The organism is Arthrobacter sp. P1_H7 (assembly GCF_056405215.1).
This window is the reverse complement of sequence record NZ_JBFUCO010000002.1, coordinates 97,631-112,611: the sequence shown is the minus strand read 5'-3', so window position 1 is coordinate 112,611 and position 14,981 is coordinate 97,631. Positions and strand designations below refer to the sequence as shown.

Sequence of the window (14,981 nt, the reverse complement as noted above, 5' to 3'; positions counted from 1 at the left end):
ACCAGCAACCAGCAACGGCCCGTGCGACGGCCAGAGTCAGGCCGCCGGGTCCGCCTGTGGGGTCAGGGTGTGGTGGCCGTCAGCGCGGCGGAGATGCCCCAGGTCATGGAGAACTGCTCCCCCGGCGCGAGCCAGCGCAGGCCCTCGCCGCTGTTGAACGCATTGGCGGGACCGGTCATCGGCTCGATCGCGACCGCCTTCGACCGGCCCGGAAATTCCGTTGTGACAAAGACATGGACGTAACCGCAGCTCGCGTCCTGCCACAGGCTCACCGTCCGCCCGTCGGGTGAGCGCAGCGTGTGCCGCGCGACGCCGCCGTCGAACTCCAGGTCCGTGTAGGCCGAATCGAGGTCCAGCGTCCCCACCGGCCGCCCGCCGCGCAGATCGAAGTCGCCGCTGACCGGTTCACTGCTGCGCGGGATGAGGCGGTCGTCGGCGACCAGCCTGGTCCGGGCGTCCACGCTCACGGTGAGGTCCTCGCTGGGCACGTCGCCCAGCCGCAGGTAAGGGTGTGCGCCAAGCACGAACGGCGCGCGGTCCTGGGAGTCGTTGATCAGGGTTTGGCGCACCACCAGCCCCAGGTCCTCGGCCAGTTCATAGCGGACCCGGTGCCGCATGAGGAACGGGTAGCCGTGCTGCGGGAAAACCGCCGCTTCCAGGGTTACGGAGAACTCGTCCTCGTCCACGAGTTCGTAGGAGGAGTTCCGCAGCAGACCGTGGCTGGCGTTATTGCGGGAGACCTCGGTGATGTCCAGCTGCAGCTTCTTGCCGTTGAGGTGCCAGACGCCGTCCTCCACCCGGTTAGCCCACGGTGCCAGCGTGATTCCGGTGGCACCGGGCGCAATGTCGGCATCCCCGTAGGTTTCCGTCAGGGCGGTTCCTGCGCGGCTGTAGAGGCGCAGGCCGGCGGCGAGTTCGGTGACGACTGCCAGGGCGTCGCCGCGCCGGAGCTCGTACTGCCGGCCGGACGCGTACCGCCGCATCGTGTCATTGGCGGCGGAGACATTGCCGGAGGCCGGGGGTGTCGCTGAGAGATCCATGGTGACCACCGTACAGACCGCCCGGCAACCCGTATACCTTGGACCCATGACTTCCACCAGCGAAGGCGCCAGGCCATGAATCCACCCCTGGACAGCCGCGGGCTCGCCGCCCGGTTTGAGTCGGTCTTTGGCGCCAGGCCCGACGGCGTGTGGCGGGCACCGGGACGGGTCAACCTCATAGGCGAGCACACCGATTACAACGAGGGCTTCGTCCTGCCGTTCGCCATCGACCGGGCAGCCCGGGTTGCCGTCCGGGTCCGGCCGGATTCCACCGTGCGGATGCTCTCCACGTTCGGCAACCAGKGGCTGACCACCGCGGAGACCGGCTCGCTGGCCCGCGCCAGCGCCAGGGGCTGGACAAAGTACCCGCTCGGGGTCATCTGGGCCCTGCAGCAGCGGGGCCTCCAGGTTCCCGGCGTGGACCTGCTCCTGGATTCCGAGGTCCCGCGCGGCGCGGGCCTGTCGTCCTCCCACGCCATCGAATGTGCCGTGATTTCGGCCCTGAATGGGCTCATGGAGGCCGGCCTCTCCGTGCAGGACATGGTCCTGGCCACCCAGCGGGCGGAGAATGACTTCGTCGGCGCGCCCACCGGCATCATGGACCAGTCCGCCTCGCTCCGGGCCACGGCCGGCCACGCCGTCTTCCTCGACTGCCGGGACCAGAGTGTCCGGCTGGTGCCGTTCGACGCCGACGCCGCGGGACTGGTGCTGCTGGTCATCGACACCCGGGTTTCCCATTCCCACGCCGACGGCGGGTACGCGGCGCGGCGGGAATCGTGCGAACTCGCCGCCGAGGTCCTTGGCGTGGCGGCGCTGCGCGATGTCGGGCTCGAGGACCTCGAGGAGGCCAGCGGGCTGCTGGATGCGGTGACGTTCCGCCGCCTCCGGCATGTCGTCACCGAAAACCAGCGGGTGCTGCAGACGGTCGAGCTTCTGGACACCGTGGGACCGGCCGCCATCGGCCCCCTGCTCGACGCGTCCCACGCCTCGATGCGTGATGACTTCGAGATCTCCTGCCCGGAACTGGACCTTGCCGTGGGCACGGCACGGTCGGCCGGCGCGATCGGAGCCCGCATGACGGGCGGCGGCTTTGGCGGCTCCGCGATCGCCCTGACCCCGGCGGGATCGGCGCAGCAGGTGCGTTCCGCCGTCGAACGTGCCTTTGCCCGGGCCGGGTATGCCGCGCCGGAGATCTTCAGCGTCAGCCCCGCGGCCGGGGCCATGCGTCTGTGCTAGGCGGGGCGTAGTCTGGGCGCATGCCAGAAGCTGTCATCGTTTCCACGGCCCGGAGCCCGATCGGCCGCGCCTTCAAGGGGTCGCTGAAAGACGAACGGCCGGACGATCTCGCCGCCGCCATGATCACTGCGGCCCTCGCCGGGATTCCTGCGTTCGACGCCGCCGCAGGTCCCGGCCGCGGCCTGGACGACATCTATCTGGGGTGCGCCGAGCCGAGCGGCGAGGCCGGCTCCAACATGGCCCGTGTGGTCAGCATCCTGGCCGGGCTGGACAACGTTCCGGCCGCCACCATCAACCGTTTTTGCGCTTCCAGTCTGCAGACGCTCCGGATGGCGTTCCACGCCGTCAAGGCGGGCGAAGGCCAGGCGTTTGTGGCCGCCGGCGTGGAGGCGGTGTCGCGCTACCGGGACTGGGCCGGTGCCGGCGAGACCGACGCGGGCACGCACAATCCGCGCTTCACGGCGGCCCGGAAACGCACCGAGGCCCGCGCGGCCGCCAACACCCCGTGGACCGACCCGCGGCTGGGCGGCCGGATGCCGGACGTGTATATCGCCATGGGCCAGACGGCGGAGAACGTCGCCACAAGCTACGGCATCACCCGTGCGGAGCAGGACGCCTGGGCGGTGCTCAGCCAGAACCGGGCCGAGGCGGCCATCGCCGCCGGGTTCTACGCCCGCGAAATCACCCCGTATACCCGCGCCGACGGCTCGGTGGTCGACCGTGACGATTCGCCGCGTCCCGGTGTGAGCGCGGAGGCCGTCGGCGCCCTACAGCCCGTTTTCCGCAGTGGCGGCACCGTGACGGCCGGGAACGCGTGTCCGCTCAATGACGGGGCCGCCGCCGTCGTGGTCATGAGTGACTCGCGCGCCCGCGAACTGGGCCTGGAACCGCTTGCCCGGATCGTCTCCACCGGTGTCAGCGCCCTGTCCCCGGAGCTGATGGGCATGGGCCCGGTGGAAGCGACCCGCCGGGCGCTCACGATCGCCGGGCTGACCATCGGGGACATCGATCTCGTGGAGCTCAACGAAGCGTTCGCGGTCCAGGTCGTGGCCAGCGCCCGGGAGCTCGGCATTGATCCGGAGATGCTCAATGTCCACGGCGGCGCCATCGCGCTCGGCCACCCCTTCGGGATGACCGGCGCACGCATGACCGCCACGCTGCTCAACGGGCTCCGCGTCCGCGACGCCTCCCTCGGCCTGGCGACGCTCTGCGTCGGCGGCGGCCAGGGCATGGCAGTTGTGTTCGAGCGGCTCAGCTGACGGCATGCGGCTGAGCTGCTGCGGCAGCCACCGTCAGCCGCATACGCCAGGAGCCCCGCCGTTGGGCGGGGCTCCTGGTGGGGCAATCAGGGTCGTTCAGGAACGACGCCGGTTTACTCGTCGCCGCGGAGGATGGCCAGCAGCCGGATGATCTCGACGTAGAGCCAGACCAGGGTGACCGTGAGGCCGAAGGCCGCGGTCCAGGAGAAGCGCTGCGGGGCTCCGGCGCTGATGGCCGCCTCGATGGACGTGAAGTCCATGATCAGGGAGAAGGCGGCCAGGCCGATCGCCAGGATGCCGATGAAGACGCCGAGTGGGATACCCATGATCTCCATGCTGGTGCTCAGGCCAAACGGCGTGGTCACGGCCCCGGTCATCATCATGAACATGTTGACGAGCGCGAACACCGCATAGCCGATCAGGGCGATCATGAAGAACCGCATGAGCTTGGGCGTCGCCCGGACCTTGCCGCTCTTGAACAGCACAAGCGTCACGGCGAAGACCGACAGCGTTCCGACGACGGCCTGGATGCCGACTCCCGGGAACAGGTTGTCGAGGATGCGGGTCAGGCCGCCGAGGAAGAATCCTTCAAGCAGGGCGTAGGCCAGGATCAGTCCGGGTGACGGCTGCTTCTTGAAGGTGTTGACCATTGCGAGGGCGAAGCCGCCGAGGGCTCCGAGGATCATCAGCATGGATCCGGTGCCCTGCGGGACGGCGAGCGCCACTGCGGCGCCGACCACCAGGATGCCGAGGCACCCGGCGGTCTTGATGATGACGTCGTCGTACGTCATCCGGCCGATGTCGGCCGGGCCGGCGGCCGGGCGGTTGTACAGGTCCTGGAGCTGTTCCTGGGTCATGCCCTGCTGCGCCGAATTCCAGCCGCCCTGGCCCGGGGCCTGGCCGTAGCCGGTCTGGCCATAGGGGTTCTGGCCGTACGGGGCCTGGCCATACGAGTTCTGGCCGTACGGGGCCTGCGGGGCAGGCGGTGCCTGGGTGGCTTCGCGGAAATTCTTTCCGCTGAAGATCGGGTTTCCGCCATGTGCCATTGCGGGTGTCCTCCAAAATAAGGGGGTGGGTGATGTTCCGGTGCGATGCGGACTAGACGAAACGGGGTTCTATATAGTCACGCTACCAATTCCCACGGCCGACGGGGAGGGATAGTTCCCCGCGGGGGCCGCCGCAACCGAACCGTGACCTAAGTCCGCGGGTTCTTCAGGCCCGGTATGTCCGCAAACGCCGGCCGGCCCGTGCGGCTCGCGGCAGCACGGTTCGCAACATTGTGGCTCGCGGCAGTGCCGGCGGCCAGCAGGCCGGGTTGTCCGTCACCGCGGAAATCGTCCAACCGCTTCGACGGGTCCCCCTTCGGCTCCGGGAGCGGGCCGGGAACCGGCGCCGGCGTTCCCGTGCCGCTGTTGACAATGACGTCGTCGATGTAGATGTCGGCCATTTGCTGATCGTGTTCGGAGCCAAGCTGGAGCGTGTCGAGCGTCGTCGCGGAAATATTGACAGTGCCGGCGTAGACCGAGCGCCCGTCCCACCAGATTTGGACCTGGGTCCCGGAGCCGTTGGGGACCACGTGCATGACGAGCCGGTGCCAGGAGTCAGTAGGGACGTCCCGCCGCAACGTGGTGTAGGTGAACCCTGCGGGTGAGTAGGTGCGGAGCACCAGCTCATGGGAGATGTTCTGCCGGAATACATCCAGGACGCGGACGCCGGCGGCAAAGAACCGGAAGTAGGGAACATTGTTTCCCGCCATTCCTTCGGCAGCGATATTGAACCATCCGTCCGCATACGCCTCGGTGGCCCCGGGGGTCAGGCCCACCGTCAGCCTGGCGATGGAGCCTGGCCCAGCAGTGGTGCGCAGGAGGGCGGCACAGTTCCCGGAGCGCGAGAGCCCGGTGGACACCGAGGCATTCCCCGTCCCGGCCGTGGAGACACCGAATCCGTCCAAGGTGCCTGCCTCGAAGCTGGACGCCGCCGCCTGGATCCCCGGGTAGGGGTCAGTGAGCGCTTCCGTGGTGGGAACGCAGGCCTGCGCCCCGGCGGTCTCGGGGCCGAGGCTGAGCGCCGGAAGGCCCAGGATCGCCAGCACAAGCGAACCCGCGAGGCACAGCTTGACTACCCGGTTCATCCCTCGGCCCTCCAAGATCGGACCCTGCCATCGGCGCCGGCCGGTTCCCGGAAGGAAAGGACTTCGGTTCCGAACTCCGGTTCCGGACTCCGGTTCTGGCGCTCTTCGCACCATAACTCGGGAGGACTTGGAAAAAGCTTGGAGGTGGCGGTTCCGCGGGCCGGAGCGGGCGTGCCCGGCAGCCCGCACCAGCCCCGGGTTGGCCCGGCGGATTATGGACCGGGCCGGCCACTGTTTAGGCATACTCGGAATCAACAAAAGTTTTCTTTAGCTGGGCTACATCAAGGGGTCGGCGCGGCTACACGGTTGTTACCCGATCGCGACGTTCCCCCTGCTCGCAGCGGCATTCTTTGGGGCGTCCGGGCTGTAGCATAGGCCACACAGGGTGACGGACATCACAACACGTGATCGTATTGCCAGACGCTCGTCCCCTGACCGTTCGCAACGGTTGCAAAGGCGCAACCCACAGCACCCCCATGTGGAGGTTTTCAATTTGAGAAGCACAACGAGCGGCCTGTCGCAGAGACGGCGCGGCAGACTACTGAGGTCTGTGGGGGCAGTATTTGCCGCCATGGCTGCGCTACTGCTCATCGTGGCCCCGGCGTCCAGCGCCACGACCCCTTCGCCGACACCATCCCCGTCGGCCACCCAGTTCACGAACAGCATCAGCGGCTTCCTGCGCGGCGACGACCGCGCCCCGATCCCCGGGGTAACCATCACCGCCACGAGCGGCGATTTCACGGGAACCACGAAATCGGGAGCCAACGGCGCCTGGACCATCGGCGTCCCCACCCAGGGAACCTACAAGGTCGAACTCGACGAGTCCACGCTTCCGCAGGGCATCAAGCTGGCCGAGGGCCAGGAGAACCCCCGCAACGTCACCTTCAGCCAGACCTCCAACCTCTCGGTGATCTTCACCTTCGGCAAGGGCATCGTCGTCGAGCAGCAGAACTTCATGCAAAACCTGCTCAACCGGCTGGTGGCAGGCCTGAGCTTCGGCCTGCTGCTCGCCCTCGCGGCGGTGGGCCTGTCCCTGATCTTCGGCACCACCGGCCTGACCAACTTCGCCCACGGTGAGATGGTCACCCTGGGCGCGGTACTGGTGTTCGCCTTCAACCAGATGCACCTGCCGTTCTGGCTGGCCATCATTCTGGCCGTCATCGGCGGCGGATTGTTCGGCTACGTCCAGGACGCGGGCCTGTGGAAGCCGCTGCGGCGCCGCGGAACCGGGCTTGTTCCGATGATGATCGTCAGTATCGGCCTCGCCCTGTCCGTGCGCTACATCATCCAGTTCTACTTCGGCGGCGCCACCCAGCAACTGCCGTTCGCCCAGAGCGTGGAAATCCTGATCGGCCCGATCTCGATCTCCCCCAACAACCTCTTGTCCCTGATCGTCAGCGCCGTCGTGATCGCCGCACTCGGCGTCGTCCTGCTCAAGACCCGCCTGGGCAAGGCCACCCGCGCCGTGGCCGACAACCCGGCGCTGGCCGCAGCCTCCGGCATCGACGTCGACTCCGTCATCCGCATCGTCTGGGTGGTCGGCGGCATGCTCGCCGCCCTCGGCGGCATCCTCTGGGCCTACTACCGGCCCGGCGTCACCTTCGACATGGGCTCGCAGATCCTGCTGCTCATCTTCGCCGCCGTCACCCTCGGCGGCCTCGGCACAGTCTGGGGCGCCCTGGTCGGTTCCATCATCGTCGGCATCTTCGTTGAGCTGACCACCGTGTTCGGCCTCGCAGCCGACCTCAAATACGTGGGAGCGTTGTTCATCATGATTGTTGTCCTCTTGTTCCGCCCTCAGGGCATTCTGGGCCGCAAAGAGCGCGTGGGTTAGGAGACAGCCATGGATTTCGGATTCATATTTTCCAGCGCCGCCGGCGAGCTCTTCAGCCCGACGACAGCTGCCTATGCCCTGGCCACCCTCGGCCTCGCGGTTCACTTCGGCTACACCGGCCTGCTCAACTTCGGCCAGGCAGGCTTCATGGCGGTGGGGGCCTACGGCTTCGCCATCTCCACCTTGACGTTCCATGTGCCGTTCTTCGTCGGACTGCTCGTCGCCGTCGTGGCCTCCGCCATCTTCGCCCTGCTGCTGGGCATCCCGACGCTGCGGCTGCGGGCGGACTATCTGGCCATCGTGACCATCGCGGCGGCCGAAATCGTGCGGTACATCGTCACGACCAACCAGCTGACCGCCATCACCGGTTCGGCTAACGGCCTTGCCGCCTTTGAGGGCGATTTCTACGCGATGAACCCCTTCCCGCCGGGGACCTACATCGGCATGAACAACCGCGACTTCTTCATCCGAGTGGTCGCCTGGGCAGTCGTGGCCATTTTCTGCACCTTGGTCTGGCTGCTGATGCGAAGCCCCTGGGGCCGTGTGCTCAAGGGCATCCGCGAGGACGAGAACGCCGTCCGCTCGCTCGGCAAGAACGTGTACGCCTACAAGATGCAGTCCCTCATCATCGGCGGCGCGCTCGGTGCCCTGGCAGGCATGATCTTCACGATTCCCCGCGGTGCGGTGCAGCCGGCCAACTACGGCACGGAACTGACGTTCTTCCTCTACACCTGCCTGCTGCTCGGCGGGCTCGGCACTGTGCTCGGTCCTGTGGTCGGCGCCATGATCTTCTGGGTGGTGCTCTCGCTCACCCAGGGCATCCTCTATGGCCTGATCGAGTCCGGCACCATCACGTGGCTGAACACGGTCCAGGCCGGGCAGCTGCGTTACATCCTGGTCGGCGTGGCGCTCATGCTGCTGATGATCTTCAGGCCCCAGGGCGTTCTCGGCAATAAGAAGGAGCTGGCATTCGCATGAGCATTCCAAGCGAAGAGTCACGGGACGAAACCCGCAGGTCGGAAGAAATCGACTACATGACGGACACCCGTCCGATCGCCGCCGGCGAGATCGCGCCCGGTTGCAAGAAGCGTGATCCGATCGTGGTGGCGGAGAACGTCACCCGCAGCTTCGGCGGCATCAACGCCGTCGACGTCCAGTATCTCGAGATCCCGCGGCACAAGATCACCGCGCTGATCGGCCCCAACGGCGCCGGCAAGACCACCTTGTTCAACCTGCTGACGGGATTCGACACCCCGAACTCGGGTACATGGCAGTTCGAGGGCAACAACATCGCCGGTGTCTCCTCCTACAAGGTCGCCCGGATGGGAATGGTGCGCACGTTCCAGCTCACCAAGGTCATGGGCAAGCTCACCGTCATGGAGAACATGCGCCTCGGCGCCTCTAACCAGTCCGGCGAACGGCTGTCCAAGGCTTTGTTCAAGGGCATCTGGGGCGGCCAGGAAAAGACGATCACCCAGCAAGCCAACGGGCTGCTGGAGAAGTTCAAACTGGACGCCAAGAGGGACGACTACGCGGCGTCACTGTCCGGCGGGCAGCGCAAGCTGCTGGAGATGGCTCGCTCCCTTATGGTCCGGCCCAAGCTGGTCATGCTCGACGAGCCCATGGCCGGCGTCAACCCGGCGCTGACACAGTCGCTGCTGGACCACATCAAGAACCTCAAGGCCGAGGGCATGACGGTCTTGTTCGTCGAGCACGACATGAACATGGTCCGCCACATCGCCGACTGGGTGGTCGTGATGGCAGAGGGCAAGATCGTGGCGGAAGGACCTCCCGCCGAGGTCATGAAGAACCCCGCCGTGATCGACGCCTACCTCGGCGCCCACCACGACGTGGATCTCGGCGACGCCGAGGGCATCAAGGAACTGGCCGCGGAGCTGGTCGCTGACGAGGAATCGATTGTCGGCACTGAAAACGCCGGAATCATCTCCGCCGACGTCCTCACCACCGAGGCGGAGGAAGCGGCGGCGAACGGGACGACGCGCGGCCGCCGCAGCGCAGGAGAGCCGAACCGCGCCGAAGAGCCGAACCGCACAGAGAAGGACACAGAATGAGCGCCACCAGCGCGGCACCGGCCGCCCAGCCCGCCTTCGATGGCGACTCGGTCGTGAAGGTCACCGACCTGGTGGCTGGTTACATCCCCGGCGTCAATATCCTCAACGGCTGCAGCATTGAGGCCCGCAAGGGTGAGCTGATCGGCATCATCGGCCCCAACGGCGCCGGCAAGTCCACGCTGCTGAAGGCCATGTTTGGCCTGGTCAAGGTCCACTCCGGCTCGGTGGTGGTCCGCGGGCAGGACATCACCGGACTCAAGGCCAACAAGCTGGTCAGCAAGGGCGTCGGCTTCGTGCCGCAGAACAACAACGTGTTCGCCGCCCTGACCATCGAGGAAAACCTGCAGATGGGCATGTTCCAGCGACCCAAGGACTTCGCCCAGCGGTTCGACTTCGTGTCCGAACTGTTCCCGGAACTCGCCAAACGGCGCGCCCAGCGGGCCGGCTCGCTCTCCGGCGGCGAACGCCAGATGGTCGCCATGGGACGGGCCCTCATGATGGACCCGGCCGTACTGCTGCTCGATGAGCCCTCCGCGGGACTCTCCCCTGTCAAGCAGGATGAGACCTTCCTCCGGGTCCACGAGATCAACCGGGCCGGCGTCTCCGTCATCATGGTGGAGCAAAACGCGCGCCGCTGCCTGCAGATCTGCGACCGCGCCTACGTGCTGGACCAGGGCAAGGACGCGTACACCGGTACTGGCCGGGAACTCATGAAGGATCCCAAGGTCATCCAGCTCTACCTGGGGACGCTCGCCGACACTGTCGAATAAGCACTTCGGTCAGTATCCCCGCAGGGGCCGTCACCAGCCGGTGGCGGCCCTTCTGCGTGCCCGGCGTAGTTCCAGTGCATTTGGTACCGTCCGGGCGCCTCCGCAGCCACTTGCTCGGCGCCTGCGCTCGTTCCTCACGCAACAACGGCGCTTTCACAAGCGCCTGCCTCCGTCGCCCTCGGCGATTGTCTCACCGGCCGCTCGACGACGCCGTCACACAGCGCAGAGTTATGGGCGGATATCTTTCAGATGTAGCCGGAATTCAGGCGTCGAACTGTCCGATGCCGGCCAAAAGTCTGCTCTGCGTGACGCTTAGCCCGCCATTACGCTCCGCCCTACCCCTGACCTCCGCCCACTCCCCCGGACGCAAGAGACCCCCGTCCGGACTGGACGGGGGTCTCTTGTGTGTCGGTGGGAAGCGGCTTACAGCTTGCCGAATTCTTCCTTGACCGGCTTGTAGGTGTTGTCATCCTGGAACTCGTAGATGCCGATGTAGGCTTCCGTCGGGTCGCCGGCGTCGGAGAACGTCACGGGGCCGGACTGGCCGTCGTAGTCGATGTCCTTACCGTTGCGGAGCAGGGTGACGCAGGTCGGGAACGTGTTGCACTTATCCCCGCCTTCAGAGACTGCCTTGAGCTGGGCTGCGATGTCGGTGCCCTTGGTGCTCTTGGCGGCCTCGGCAGCGAGTGCGATCAGGTTCACGGCGTCGTAGGACTCACCGGAGTAGCTGTAGTCCTTCAGCGCCGGGTCGATCGCCAGGAGCTTCTTCTTGAAGTCCTCCTTGGCGAAGGTACCCGGGATGGTGCCCTGTGCGCCCTTCAGGGTGCCCGCCTGGAAGTCCTTGCTGTAGTCGGACATGTTGCCGTCCACCATGAAGATCTGGGTGGGCTTGACGCCCTTGCCCGTCATCAGCGGGACGATGCTCTTGGCCTGGTCGAAGGTGATCAGGGCAATCGCATCCGGCTTGGCGGCGAGAACCTTGTCCACCTGGCTGCTGAACTGGGAATCGCCTTCATTGAAGAGCTCCTGGGCAACAACCTTGCCGCCGGCCGCCTCGAAAGCGGACTGGACGTTCTTTGCAAGGCCGGTTCCATATGCGTCGTTCAGGACGATCATGCCGACCGTCTGGGCGCCACAGGTGGCCATGTAGTTGCCGAGGACCTTGCCCTGGAGCACGTCCGAGGGGGCGGTGCGCCAGTAGAGGCCCTTGTCATCCCACGCCGTGAAGTCCGGGGAGGTGTTGGCCGGGGAGAACTGGACGACGCCGGCACCGGTGATCTGGTTGATGACGGTCTTGGAGACACCCGAGGAGGCTGCGCCGACGATTGCGCTGACGCCCTGTCCGAGCAGTGCCGTGGTGGACTGGGTGGCGATGTCGGTCTTGGTGTCGCCGGAGTCGCGGTGGATGACCTCTACCGGCTTGCCCAGGACGCCGCCTGCATCGTTGACCTCCTTGATGCCGAGGTTGACACCTGCAATTTCGGGCGGGCCGAGGAAGGCCAGCGAACCCGTCGTCGGCAGGAGCGAGCCGATCTTCAGGGGTGTGGGGGTAGTGGTGGCCGAGGCGGGGACAGTGCCCGCTTCGCCGGCGGCGCTGGTACCGCCACCGGTGGCGCTGGGTGCCGGGCACGCGATTCCCGCGGCCGCGGCTGAGCTGGATCCCGACGAACTCGGGGCGGGTGAACCGCCACAAGCCGTAGCCAGAAGGGCGACGCCGACGCTAAGCACTGTGAGCTTAGCGACGCGGGGCGCAACCCGGGGGAGTGAAGTCATGTACAAGCTCCTCGATCTAAAGGTGCGAACGGCCTTTGACGCGAAAGATCAGGTGTTCCTGATTCCACTTCAAGCTAGTGCAATTTCGACGTGAAAATAAGTGACTACGGTCACATCCTTATAACACTCGTTGCATAGAGGAAATCTGGACGGTTGCTGTGGATGTTTTTGGCGGGAGCGACGGCCCGGAACGGCCGGAGGGCCAGGGGTCGCCGGGGGCCAGTCCGCTCGGCCAGTCCGTGGGCCGGGCCAGGGGTCGCCGAGGGCGGCGCGTAACACAGTGCCCCAGGTGGGACTCGAACCCACAACACGCGGATTTTAAGTCCGCTGCCTCTGCCAATTGGGCTACTGGGGCGCCCGGTCAATGGTATCCCGTCGCCGGGCGGATCAGCCCGCGAAAGGGTCTGCGTAGCGGAAGGTGCCGCTCACGCCGCCGGGCCAGACGGCGAGCGGCAGCAGCTGGAAGTGCGCGGCCCAGCCCGCCTCCGGGGGCGCCACTCCGAGCGACGTGGACGGCACAAAGCCGAAGCGGGAGTAATACTCGGGGCTGCCCAGCAGCGCAATCCCCCGCTCCCCCGCGGTGTTGGCCCGCGCCACGGTCTCGTTCATGAGCGCGGTGCCGATGCCGTGGCGCTGCAGCCGCGGCACCACCCCGATCGGGCCGAGCCCGAGCAACTCCAGCTCGCCCACCCATCCGCGGGTGCTGATCACATGCCCCACGATTTCGCCGTCGAGTTCCGCAACGATGCTGAACGCCGGCAGGTATTCCTGGCACTCGAACAACCGGGCCAGCAGCTTCACCTCCTCGGGTTCGCCGTCGACGTGCTCCCCGGTGGCGGGCGAGATGGCAAACGCGGCGGCGGTGAGGGCGAGGATGGCGGGACGGTCCGCTGGTTCCTCGCCGCGCAGCACGAGCTCCGGTGCCGGCTTGTGCTCCCCGTTGGCCGCGACGAGTTCGTGCAGTACCTCCAGGGCCCGTTCGGCATCCGCCACCGGCACCAGCAGGTGGTCATGGTGGAAGCCGGCCAGGACGTTGCAGCTGATCTTCGCCTCGGTCAGGGCGCCACTGACGGCTGCCGTCAGGCCGATCGCCTCCAGCGAAGAGTGCACCTGAAGCGTGATCCAGGCCGCGACGAAATCGTAGGAGAGCCCCAGGCTGTCCGCTTCCTTCCGCGGCAGCACGACGGTCAGCCCTTCCGCCTCACGGACGGCCGCCGAGATTGCCCCGGCCAGGGGCTTGCCGTGCGGCCACAGGGCGTAGACGTATTCGCCCTCGCGCAGTTCAGGGTGCATGGTGGCCAGGAGGGCGTGCAAGTCCTTTTCAGGCGGCCGCTCCCCCTGAGGGGAACGGCCGCCGTCGAAGGCTCGGATCAGGCTACTTGGAGTCGGCCGGAACAGCTTCCTTGGTGTTGTTCTTGGCAGTGTCGTTCTTCGCAGCGTCGTTCTTCGCAGTTTCCGCAGGTGTGCCTGCAACAGGAGCAGCGGCAGGCTTCGGGGCCGGCGTCGCCGCGGCCACGAAGGCGCCGCGCGGGTTGTCCAGGTCCATCAGCTGCGTGGTGTCGCGGCCCAGGAAGAATGCCCAGATCCAGCCGGAGATGACGCGGATCTTGCGCTCCACGGTGGGGATGGCCATGCCGTGGTAGCCACGGTGTGCCAGCCAGGCCAGCGGGCCCTTGAGGCCGATGCGGCCAACCAGGTTGATGTTCGCCACGCCCTTCCATTCGCCGAAGCCGGCGACGGCGCCCAGGTTCTTGTGCTTGTAGTCCTTGAGCGGCTTGTCCCAGCGGGAGGCCCACAGGTTCTTGGCCAGGCGCTTGGCCTGGCGCAGCGCGTGCTGTGCGTTCGGCACGCAGGTGCCGTCCGGCAGGCCGCTGCCCGTGAGGTCGGGGACGGCAGCGACGTCGCCGGCGGCCCAGGCGTTCTCGATGATGCCCTCGTCGCCTGCGATGCGCAGGTCGGCCAGGACGCGGACGCGGCCGCGCGGCTCGAGCGGGAAGTCGGTGGAGCGGACCATCGGGTTGGCCTGCACACCGGCAGTCCAGACCAGGGTGTCGGTCTCGAATTCCTGGGCCGGGCTCTTGTCCGGGAGGTTGATGAGCTTCAGAGAACCCTCGGCGTTGTCCAGGGAGGTGTTCAGCAGGACCTCGATGCCGCGGCTGCGGAGGTGTTCGACGACCCATTCGGCCTGCGGTGCCGTGACCTCGGGCATGATGCGGCCCATCGCCTCGACCAGGACGAAGCGGACTTCCTCCTGCTTGACGCGCGGGTTGTTCTTGACTGCGGCGCGGGCGAGGTCTTCCATTTCGGTGATGCACTCGATGCCGGCGAAGCCGCCGCCGACGACGACGAACGTCAGGGCGCGGGCGCGCTCAACGGGGTCCGTCATGAGGGAACCGGTCTCGATCCGCTCGAGAACCTTGTTGCGCAGGGCGACGGCCTCTTCGATGGTCTTCAGGCCGATGCCCTTGTCCGCGAGGCCCTTGATCGGGAACGTGCGGGTGATGGCGCCAGCGGCCATCACGACGTCGAAGTAGGGAATCTCGAAGGTGTCGCCACCATCGGAGGGTGCGACCACTGCCGTGCGGTTGGCGTGGTCGATCGAGGTGACGCGGCCCTGGATGAGTTCCGTCTGCTTCAGGTGCTGGCGGTGCGAGACGACTGCGTGGCGCGCCTCAATGTTGCCGCCGGCAACTTCCGGCAGGAAGGGCTGGTAGGTCATGTAGGGCAGCGGATCCACGAGGGTGACGATGCCACCTGCATTCGCGATCTTTTTCTGAAGTTTGAGGGCTACGTACAGGCCGACGTACCCGCCGCCGACGACGAGTACCCGGGGACGGTCCTGGAGCTGAAGGGAGGATGCCATACC

General features: G+C 66.8%; 12 protein-coding genes and 1 tRNA gene. 6 read left to right on the top strand and 7 right to left on the bottom strand.

Annotated elements, in window-relative coordinates; genetic code table 11:
• Positions 1-62: 62 nt before the first annotated feature.
• Positions 63-1,040, bottom strand: a complete 978-nt coding sequence (locus tag AC1DXI_RS01290) for an aldose 1-epimerase family protein (RefSeq protein ID WP_043422775.1) — start codon at positions 1,038-1,040, stop codon at positions 63-65.
• Positions 1,041-1,115: 75 nt separating this feature from the next.
• Here AC1DXI_RS01290 and galK point away from each other — a divergent pair, with 75 nt between their 5' ends.
• Together galK and AC1DXI_RS01280 are read left to right on the top strand one after the other, a co-directional pair.
• A complete protein-coding gene (gene galK / locus AC1DXI_RS01285) occupies positions 1,116-2,276 on the top strand; it encodes a galactokinase (RefSeq protein WP_476937121.1) in 1,161 nt (386 codons plus the stop codon).
• Between the two features lie 20 nt (positions 2,277-2,296).
• Positions 2,297-3,535: an acetyl-CoA C-acetyltransferase gene (locus AC1DXI_RS01280; protein WP_476937120.1), complete on the top strand. Its 1,239-nt coding sequence runs from the start codon at positions 2,297-2,299 to the stop codon at positions 3,533-3,535.
• Between the two features lie 113 nt (positions 3,536-3,648).
• Here AC1DXI_RS01280 and AC1DXI_RS01275 read toward each other — a convergent pair whose 3' ends face one another.
• Positions 3,649-4,581, bottom strand: a complete 933-nt coding sequence (locus AC1DXI_RS01275; RefSeq protein WP_476937119.1) for a Bax inhibitor-1/YccA family protein — start codon at positions 4,579-4,581, stop codon at positions 3,649-3,651.
• 149 nt (positions 4,582-4,730) lie between these two features.
• Positions 4,731-5,666: a hypothetical protein gene (locus AC1DXI_RS01270; protein WP_476937118.1), complete on the bottom strand. Its 936-nt coding sequence runs from the start codon at positions 5,664-5,666 to the stop codon at positions 4,731-4,733.
• Between the two features lie 571 nt (positions 5,667-6,237).
• Between AC1DXI_RS01270 and AC1DXI_RS01265 the strand changes: the two genes are divergently transcribed.
• From AC1DXI_RS01265 to AC1DXI_RS01250, 4 genes are read left to right on the top strand one after another with little or no spacing between them, the layout of a single operon-like run.
• Positions 6,238-7,500, top strand: a complete 1,263-nt coding sequence (locus AC1DXI_RS01265) for a branched-chain amino acid ABC transporter permease (protein WP_476937117.1) — start codon at positions 6,238-6,240, stop codon at positions 7,498-7,500.
• A 9-nt stretch (positions 7,501-7,509) separates the two neighbouring features.
• Positions 7,510-8,478: a branched-chain amino acid ABC transporter permease gene (locus AC1DXI_RS01260; RefSeq protein ID WP_476937116.1), complete on the top strand. Its 969-nt coding sequence runs from the start codon at positions 7,510-7,512 to the stop codon at positions 8,476-8,478.
• Entirely contained in the window at positions 8,475-9,572 is a 1,098-nt protein-coding gene (locus tag AC1DXI_RS01255) for an ABC transporter ATP-binding protein (RefSeq protein ID WP_476937115.1), read from the top strand. Before AC1DXI_RS01260 ends, AC1DXI_RS01255 begins: the two co-directional genes overlap by 4 nt.
• A complete protein-coding gene (locus AC1DXI_RS01250) occupies positions 9,569-10,342 on the top strand; it encodes an ABC transporter ATP-binding protein (RefSeq protein ID WP_476937114.1) in 774 nt (257 codons plus the stop codon). Before AC1DXI_RS01255 ends, AC1DXI_RS01250 begins: the two co-directional genes overlap by 4 nt.
• 423 nt (positions 10,343-10,765) lie before the next feature.
• On the opposite strand, the gene AC1DXI_RS01245 is transcribed toward AC1DXI_RS01250, so the two are convergent.
• From AC1DXI_RS01245 to AC1DXI_RS01230, 4 genes are all read right to left on the bottom strand, one after another.
• Entirely contained in the window at positions 10,766-12,115 is a 1,350-nt protein-coding gene (locus AC1DXI_RS01245) for an ABC transporter substrate-binding protein (RefSeq protein WP_476937113.1), read from the bottom strand.
• A gap of 281 nt (positions 12,116-12,396) precedes the next feature.
• Positions 12,397-12,470, bottom strand: a tRNA-Leu gene (locus tag AC1DXI_RS01240).
• Positions 12,471-12,502: 32 nt separating this feature from the next.
• Complete coding sequence (locus AC1DXI_RS01235) at positions 12,503-13,429, bottom strand: N-acetyltransferase (protein WP_476937112.1); 927 nt, start codon at positions 13,427-13,429, stop codon at positions 12,503-12,505.
• Between the two features lie 61 nt (positions 13,430-13,490).
• Positions 13,491-14,978: an NAD(P)/FAD-dependent oxidoreductase gene (locus AC1DXI_RS01230; RefSeq protein ID WP_476937111.1), complete on the bottom strand. Its 1,488-nt coding sequence runs from the start codon at positions 14,976-14,978 to the stop codon at positions 13,491-13,493.
• Between the last annotated feature and the right edge of the window lie 3 nt (positions 14,979-14,981).

Bases quoted from the DNA above. Each gene is read 5' to 3' on its own strand.
- AC1DXI_RS01290 (WP_043422775.1), bottom strand. From the start codon at position 1,040: ATGGATCTCTCAGCGACACCCCCGGCCTCCGGCAATGTCTCCGCCGCC.
- AC1DXI_RS01280 (WP_476937120.1), top strand. From the start codon at position 2,297: ATGCCAGAAGCTGTCATCGTTTCCACGGCCCGGAGCCCGATCGGCCGC.
- AC1DXI_RS01275 (WP_476937119.1), bottom strand. From the start codon at position 4,581: ATGGCACATGGCGGAAACCCGATCTTCAGCGGAAAGAATTTCCGCGAA.
- AC1DXI_RS01270 (WP_476937118.1), bottom strand. From the start codon at position 5,666: ATGAACCGGGTAGTCAAGCTGTGCCTCGCGGGTTCGCTTGTGCTGGCG.
- AC1DXI_RS01265 (WP_476937117.1), top strand. From the start codon at position 6,238: ATGGCTGCGCTACTGCTCATCGTGGCCCCGGCGTCCAGCGCCACGACC.
- AC1DXI_RS01260 (WP_476937116.1), top strand. From the start codon at position 7,510: ATGGATTTCGGATTCATATTTTCCAGCGCCGCCGGCGAGCTCTTCAGC.
- AC1DXI_RS01255 (WP_476937115.1), top strand. From the start codon at position 8,475: ATGAGCATTCCAAGCGAAGAGTCACGGGACGAAACCCGCAGGTCGGAA.
- AC1DXI_RS01250 (WP_476937114.1), top strand. From the start codon at position 9,569: ATGAGCGCCACCAGCGCGGCACCGGCCGCCCAGCCCGCCTTCGATGGC.
- AC1DXI_RS01245 (WP_476937113.1), bottom strand. From the start codon at position 12,115: ATGACTTCACTCCCCCGGGTTGCGCCCCGCGTCGCTAAGCTCACAGTG.
- AC1DXI_RS01230 (WP_476937111.1), bottom strand. From the start codon at position 14,978: ATGGCATCCTCCCTTCAGCTCCAGGACCGTCCCCGGGTACTCGTCGTC.